The organism is Rhodopseudomonas sp. BR0C11 (assembly GCF_010820945.1).
Taxonomy (GTDB): domain Bacteria; phylum Pseudomonadota; class Alphaproteobacteria; order Rhizobiales; family Xanthobacteraceae; genus Rhodopseudomonas; species Rhodopseudomonas palustris_H.
Genome location: NZ_QTKI01000012.1, coordinates 21129 through 27815, shown reverse-complemented (window position 1 = coordinate 27815; position 6687 = coordinate 21129). Strand labels below are relative to the sequence as shown.

Annotated in this window: 5 protein-coding genes; 2 read left to right on the top strand and 3 right to left on the bottom strand. The window is 61.4% G+C overall.

The genetic code is table 11. The annotated features are described in order from the left end of the window. Positions 1 to 140 precede the first annotated feature (140 nt). Positions 141 to 2504, bottom strand: a complete 2364-nt coding sequence (locus DYI24_RS02570; RefSeq protein WP_164571149.1) for a TonB-dependent receptor family protein — start codon at positions 2502 to 2504, stop codon at positions 141 to 143. Between the two features lie 399 nt (positions 2505 to 2903). Between DYI24_RS02570 and DYI24_RS02565 the strand changes: the two genes are divergently transcribed. Beyond that, a complete protein-coding gene (locus DYI24_RS02565) occupies positions 2904 to 3608 on the top strand; it encodes a Crp/Fnr family transcriptional regulator (protein ID WP_164571148.1) in 705 nt (234 codons plus the stop codon). A 107-nt stretch (positions 3609 to 3715) separates the two neighbouring features. Further along, the gene (locus DYI24_RS02560) at positions 3716 to 4657 is read left to right on the top strand and encodes a sensor domain-containing diguanylate cyclase (RefSeq protein ID WP_164571147.1); all 942 of its coding nucleotides are present in this window, start codon (positions 3716 to 3718) and stop codon (positions 4655 to 4657) included. A 521-nt stretch (positions 4658 to 5178) separates the two neighbouring features. Here DYI24_RS02560 and DYI24_RS02555 read toward each other — a convergent pair. Together DYI24_RS02555 and DYI24_RS02550 are read right to left on the bottom strand one after the other, a co-directional pair. Further along, entirely contained in the window at positions 5179 to 5898 is a 720-nt protein-coding gene (locus DYI24_RS02555) for a hypothetical protein (protein WP_164571146.1), read from the bottom strand. A gap of 56 nt (positions 5899 to 5954) precedes the next feature. After that, the gene (locus DYI24_RS02550; protein WP_164571145.1) at positions 5955 to 6680 is read right to left on the bottom strand and encodes a DUF2971 domain-containing protein; all 726 of its coding nucleotides are present in this window, start codon (positions 6678 to 6680) and stop codon (positions 5955 to 5957) included. Positions 6681 to 6687: the final 7 nt, after the last annotated feature.

The following is a 6687-nucleotide window of genomic DNA, read 5'->3' as shown; positions in this document are numbered from 1 at the left end:
CCCGTCTTGGTGGCCGGCCCATGGCTCCAGGAAAGGCGAAAGGCGGACTGAGTCCGCGGCGATCGCCGGCGCGACAAGTGTGGCAGCCGCGATGGCCGCCAGAAGAAAGCGTTTGGTCATATCGTATCCTTGCTGGTTGATCAGAACGACGCCTTGATGCCGGCGTAGAAGCCGCGGCCGTCGCCAGGCAGGAAGGCAGCCTGATCGGGCCGCGCCTGATCCACCACCAGCGAGGTCGCCGCATAGGTCTTGTTGAACAGGTTGGTGATCTCGCCGAACACCCGGAACGTCTTGTTGATCCGGTACTCGCTGCGCAGATCGACCACCGCGTAGGGATCGGCATACAGCGTATTCATATTGTCGACGGGTACGGACGCCGGGCTCCAGCGCACTGCGCCCTGCACCATCCAGGCGTCGGTCGCCTGCAGCTGCAGTTGCGCGTAGATCAGATGCGGCACCGCGCCGCCGAGCTTGTTGTTGCCGCGCAGCGGATCGTTGACGAAGCGGAAGTCCTGATAGGTGTAGGCGAGCCGGCCGGAGAGCTTGTCGGTGAACTTGACGCCCGCGCCGAGTTCGATGCCGAAATGCGTCGTGCGGTCGGCATTGATCGCGCCGATCGAGGCGCCGGTGACATCGCGCAGGTTGAGCAACTCGTTGTCGATCCACGAGTAGTAGGTGACGACGTCCCAGGAGAACCGGTCGGCCCGGCCGCGCCAGCCGCCTTCCACCGTCACCGCGGTCTGCGCCGACAGGTTCGGCGTCGCGAACGCCGCTGCGACCAGTTTGGGATTGGCCGGTGTCGGCCGTCCGGGGCTGGAATTCGGCGTGCCATTGATGGTGGCGATCAGATCGTCATGGGTCGGCGGCTCGAAGCTGTGGCTGCCGGCGATGAAGAAGGTCTGCATCGCATCCGGCCGATACGACAGCGCCAGGCTCGGATTCCACCCCGAGTAGGATCGCGCGTAGCCGTTGTCCTGGGTCGGCACCGAGCCGTTCGGCAGCAGCACGGTCGGCTTGGCGGGATTGTACGCGATGGTCGGACGCGTCGCGGCGGTGTAGCGGTCGTCATTGTCGCGCGTCGCATAGGCATAGGAGATCGCCGGCGACACCGTCCATTGCTGCCACACCGGGACGTTGGCGCCGGCAAATAATGACAGCGTCTGAGCGTCGAGCCGGTTGCTGCCGAACTGTGCGCCGGTCATGCTACTCTGGTTGAGATAGTAGTCGCGATCCGCCGAGCCGACGCTGTATTGCGCGGTGGTTTCGAACAGCGGCAGCAGCGCGTCGGCCGGGTTATAGGCGTAGCGGACGAGGCCGGTGAAGTCGCCGCCCTTGGTGGCGCGCACCCCCGAAGAGATCGGAAACCGGAAGGTGTCGTCGGTGTAAGTGTAGCCGAGAGCAATATCGATCAGATGCGCATCGAACGTCGCGGTGGTGCGGTTGCCGATCATGAACTGGCTGGCGTCGCGCCGCGGCTTGTCGCGCACTGCGTTCGGCCCCGGATTGATCGCGACGCCATTGACCACGGTCGGTCCGGTCGCCGTCTGCCGCGGATTGGCGTATAGCGCGTCCTTGTTGATCGGGCCTGCGACGTCGAAGCCGAGGTCCGTGTAGCCGAGGAAGAACCGGGTCTTGACGTTCTCCGACAGCGCGATGCCGACATTGGCGTTGAGACTGGTGCGGTCCGACGAATTGTAGTCGCGGAAGCCGTCGCGTCGGGTGGTGTCGAACTGCAGGAAGGCGTCGACATTGTCCTTCTTGGTGCCGATCTGTGCGCTGCTGTTGATCTGGCCGAAGCTGCCGCCGCTCACCGACATCTGTACGCCGGGCTGGCTCGATCCGGTCGGCGAGATGAAGTTGATCGCGCCGCTCAGCACCGTGGCGCCGAGCCGGTTGGCCATGTAGCCGCGATACACTTCGATCGCTTCGGCCTGCCGCGGATTGGCGAAGCCGACGATGTAGGAGCCGTCGGCACGGTTGATCGGCAGGCCGTTATACAGCACCAGCACGCCGCGCTCGGCCGGGTTCTGCTGCGCCGAGCCGCGCATCTGAATCCGCGGCTGGTCGTTGGCGCCGAGGAAGTTCTGGATGATCAGTCCGGGAACGCCGGACAGCGTGTTGGCGAGCGTCGGGTTGCCCGCGTTCGGCATGTCCTTCTGCGACACCAGCGCGACGCCGCCGGCCAGCACGTTGAAGCGCTCGCGCACCAGGTCCACCGTCTGGACGGCGGAAGCTGCCGGCGCAGCGCTCGGTGGCGCGGCAGGCGCGGAGCGGCGCACCACGGAGCGCGGCCGCGCCGGCGCGCGCACCGCTTCGCGCCGCTGCTCGACCACGAGGGTGTCGAGCGTAAGGGTGGCACCGGGCGTTGCCGATTGCGCAAAGCAGAGCTGGCTGCTCGAGGTCAGCAGGGCCGCCAGCGTGATGGTTCGCAGCGGTCGGCGTGGTGCTGCCGCAAGCGTCTTGCCGATCAGGCTGCGTGTGTCCGGATGCGCATCCGCTCTCATTCTTCGATCCCGTCCATTCGATCATCGCCCGCCTTCTCGGCGTGCGGCGCGGCGATGGCTCGCCCTCCTTGCGAATGAAAGATCGCGTCCTTGCGGGACACGACAGCTGGCACATAGGCCCGCGTCAGCGACCGCGATCACGACCTTTCGGTTCTGATCTCGATGGCAATCGGGCTTTCTCGATCAGCGCCGACCATAGCGAGCGCATCGACGCGGCTTTTTGCTTTCGAGCAAACAACGCCGGCCGCGGGTGCGGCGGCCCCCTAGAAAAGCTCGCGACTGTGACAATTGTTCACGTGCCGATTAGAGGCCTTCAAAACCACAGCGGCCAGTGCCGCTGATAGGAAGGACGCGTAGGAAACGCCCGCTGATAGACGCCGCGGAGTTGCAAGGTTGATGATGGAAAAGGGTGTCCTACGCGCCGCTGCCACACGCAGCGCGCTGTTCTCGCAATTGCCGCCCGCGGAGACGTCGCGCCTGTTGGATGCGTCGAGCCTGCGGCAATTTCCGGCCGGGCAGGCGCTGTTTCACCAGGGTGACGTGCCGGAGTATCTGTTTCAGATCCTCAGCGGCCTGGTCCGCGTCACCCAGCTCAACAGCGAGGGCGAGCAGATCACGCTGCGGATCATGCGGCCCGGCGATCTGTGCTGCGTGGCGGCGTTTCGCCAGCGCTCCTATCCAGCTACCGCCACCGCGATCAAGGCCACCTCGGTGCTGGCGTGGCGGACGAGTTCGTTCATCGCGTTGACCCAGCAGAGCCCGGCGCTCGCCGACAACGTCGTCTGCATTGCCGGCGACCGTACACGCGAGATGCTGCAGCGCGCCACCGAGATGACCGGCAAATGCATCGCGCAGCGGATCGCCGCCTCGCTGCTGCGGCTGTCTGCCCAGGCCGGCGTCCGGACCTCCGCTGGCATTCATATCGAATCCCCGGTGACCCGGATCGACCTCGCCTCGATGGCGGGCCTGACCTACTTCACCGTCAGCCGCACGCTCAGCGCCTGGCAGAAACAAGGCCTCGTCAAAAGCGGCCGCCACCGCCTGACGATCCTGGACATCAGCCGTATCTCCGAAATTGCCGAGCCGCGGATCGGGACCGGTTGAGACGAGCGGTCCGCGCACGTGCGGCAAATGAATATAGGAATCATTAACGCGGCAGCCCTAGTCCTTAAGGTGTTCGAATAAGGTCTTGGATCGCTGCCGGATCGCCGATGAGGGAAGACTCTGTCGCCTCGGTTTTGTCGGACGATGCTCGCGCACGTCTCTATGATCAGGCCCTGGCCGCCGCTGGGATCGGTGCCTGGGAGTGTGACCTCGCAACCGAGCGCCTGAACTGGACCTCCGCGGTCTATGATCTGTTCGGCTATCCGATCGGCAACCCGCTGCGGCGCGCCAGCATCGTCGACCTCTATATCGACGAATCCCGGCGCCACATGGAGCTCGCCCGCGCCGAAGTGATCCAGAGCGGACGTCCGGTCACTCTGGAAACCGAGATCCGTACCTGGCGCGGCGAAATGCGCTGGATGCGGCTGTCGATCAATGCGCTGCGCGAGAGCGGTCGCCCGGTGCGGATCTTCGGCTGCAAACAGGACATCACATCCGATCGGCTCGCGATCGAGCGCCTTCGGCAGCAGGCCGAAACCGATCCGCTCACCGGCCTCGCCAATCGCGCTTGTTTCCAGACGCGCTATCGCGAGGTGGTGGGCGACAGCCTGCATCATGGCTTCGCCTCGGCACTGGTGCTGATCGATCTCGATGGCTTCAAGGAGCTCAACGACACGCTCGGCCATCTCGCCGGCGACGCGTGCCTGTGCGAAGTGGCCCAGCGCCTGCGCCGCGCCTTCAATAGTGCCGGCCTGATCAGCCGTCTCGGCGGCGACGAATTCGCCATCATCCTGCGGACGCCGACTAGCGCCGAACGGATTGCCGACGTGCTGCGGCGAACCATCGTGATGTTGAGCCGCCCGCTGTTCTGGAACGGCCATCGCATCAAAGTCAGCGCCTCGATCGGCGCCGCCCTGATCGGCCGCCCTCACCAGCGGCGGATCGCCGACCTGTTCGCCGAAGCCGACCTCGCGCTGTATCAGGCCAAAGCTGCGGGACGGAATCGCGTGAGCCTGATCGGCGAGCAGGCGCAGAGCCGGGCGGCGTAGCGGCGCGTAGTCCCCGCGTCAGCTCATGCGCGCGAAGGCGGTGCCTATCGTGCGGCGATTTGTTCGTCGGGCATGGAATTGGAAGCTCGCGAGCACATCCCGCGTGGAGGCAGAGTGGCGCACCCGACACGCTCGAAGCGTAGAACCCGAAGAGCCTCAGGTTACTAGATAGGATGGTAGTATCGGGTAATCCGGATGAAAATTCAACAATTTATTGGAAGGCATCTTCCTTCGAGCGCTGAAGCGAGATGCGCATTTGTTGGAAGCGATGTTGGACGTTTCCGGCGTGCTGCTCTTAACCTCTTTTTGGGGACCATTGTGCTCTCGAGCGATGGCCTGCCGCCGAGATACAGAAAGCAAACCTCTTAGAGAAGTGCATGGCTTAGCGGATGATCACAAGCCGCGCCAAGCTTAATAGAATCTTCTGAGCTGACACTGGCAACGCCAGCATCAAGATCGTTCAGTGCGCGGCGCATGTCGTAAGGCGGGGGCTCTGAAGGAATTGGTATAACAATATGGGGCTATACCGCGCGACCAGCGTGTTGTTTCTGAATGTGCTCATCGGTTGCTCGCTGACACTCCTCCTTCGCGAGCTGATATACGTCCTTTGCCCAAGCCTGCACCTCCTTCGCCAGCTTTTCACATTTAGAGTACGGCTGGATTTCAAAGAACTCATAAGCTTGACGTAAGTTTCCCGTCGAAAACTGCACAATACCGATCGCTTGAACTGTCCGTCTCGTACGACGTGGCTGCTCCAATGGATCGCGGCCCTGTGCGGGGACATCTTCCCAAACTTCATGGTCCCACTCGTCGCGATGCTTATAGTAATTACCGATTTCCCAAATGAGCTTGATCTGACTGTGCTCAGAATTTCTGTAAGATCCGTGGAGATTGATAATCTTTTCATCCTGAATGTCGACTGCAAGTCCGTGCTGATCGTTCATGAAAGCGTTGAGTTCTTTTGCTGCTCTTCTTACTCGTCGAATCTTTGCTTGGAGTAAGAGGAATGACGATCCTACCAGTTCTTCCAAATAGTCGCACTCCGCATCAATCACAAAAGCCCTGTAATTGGGATTGTCCTGCCGCGCCGCCTCGTCACAGGCCTTTTCGGAACGGCGGATCAGTCGCGCGAAATCACAGATGATCCGCAAGAACTGTTCGTCGTCAACTTCATGCTTGAGTAGCCAAAGACTTGAATTCTTGCTTGGTAATGATGCTGCGCTTTTCGTTGTCTCTTCCATGCTGCCTCCTCGTCTTTTGAAAATAAACCGCCCGCCCCCTGAAGCGATTTCGTTCCTCAAATATACCGAGGTCTTCCAAGCAAGCTGGAGTATCGAACACGGTCCTGGAGGCCAAATTCTTCAATTAGGGCCTCCGCTCGTCTGCGTTCTTCAGGTGGGATTGATGGTCCAATGAAGATCAGCTCTACTAATGCCTCCAAATCTACAGAGATAGAGATGCCATCTTCCGGCACTGGGACGCCAAATTCCTCTGCAGTTCGCAGAGACACCGCTAGCCGGAATTCGCGCTCCCACTCGAAGACCCGATGTTTGAAGTAGAAGCGCTCAAGCATTCCGGAATTCATCCGCACTTGGGTGAGGTCGATGTATTTTACTTGACCGCACCAAAAGTCTTCTGTGCCGAATTCCGGCTTTAGCCGGAACGGCTTCAAGGCCGTCCGGATCCGCTCTGGGGAACTGCACACGGCAATTCCCTTGCTTTCTCCGGAATACAGCTTCCACATGGCGTCGCTCTCGAAGTCACCGCGATGCCAGCAGTGCAATTTTGTAAGTCGTTTCAGTTGAAAGAACGCGTGCTCTGTCCGTTCCATCGCCAAGTAGCGGGGGTCGGTGGGAGGAGTATCGGTTTGGACGGCAACCGCTCCCTCGAAAGGATCGTCAAATTGATTGGCCGAAGCGAAGTAAAGGCTGCTTGTCCTAAGTAAATTATCGAAACGATCCAGCGTACAGTACCGCCAAAGTCGCTCGGTCCAATCGACTTCAATTCCGTCAAGAATTCTCAAGTCCGCC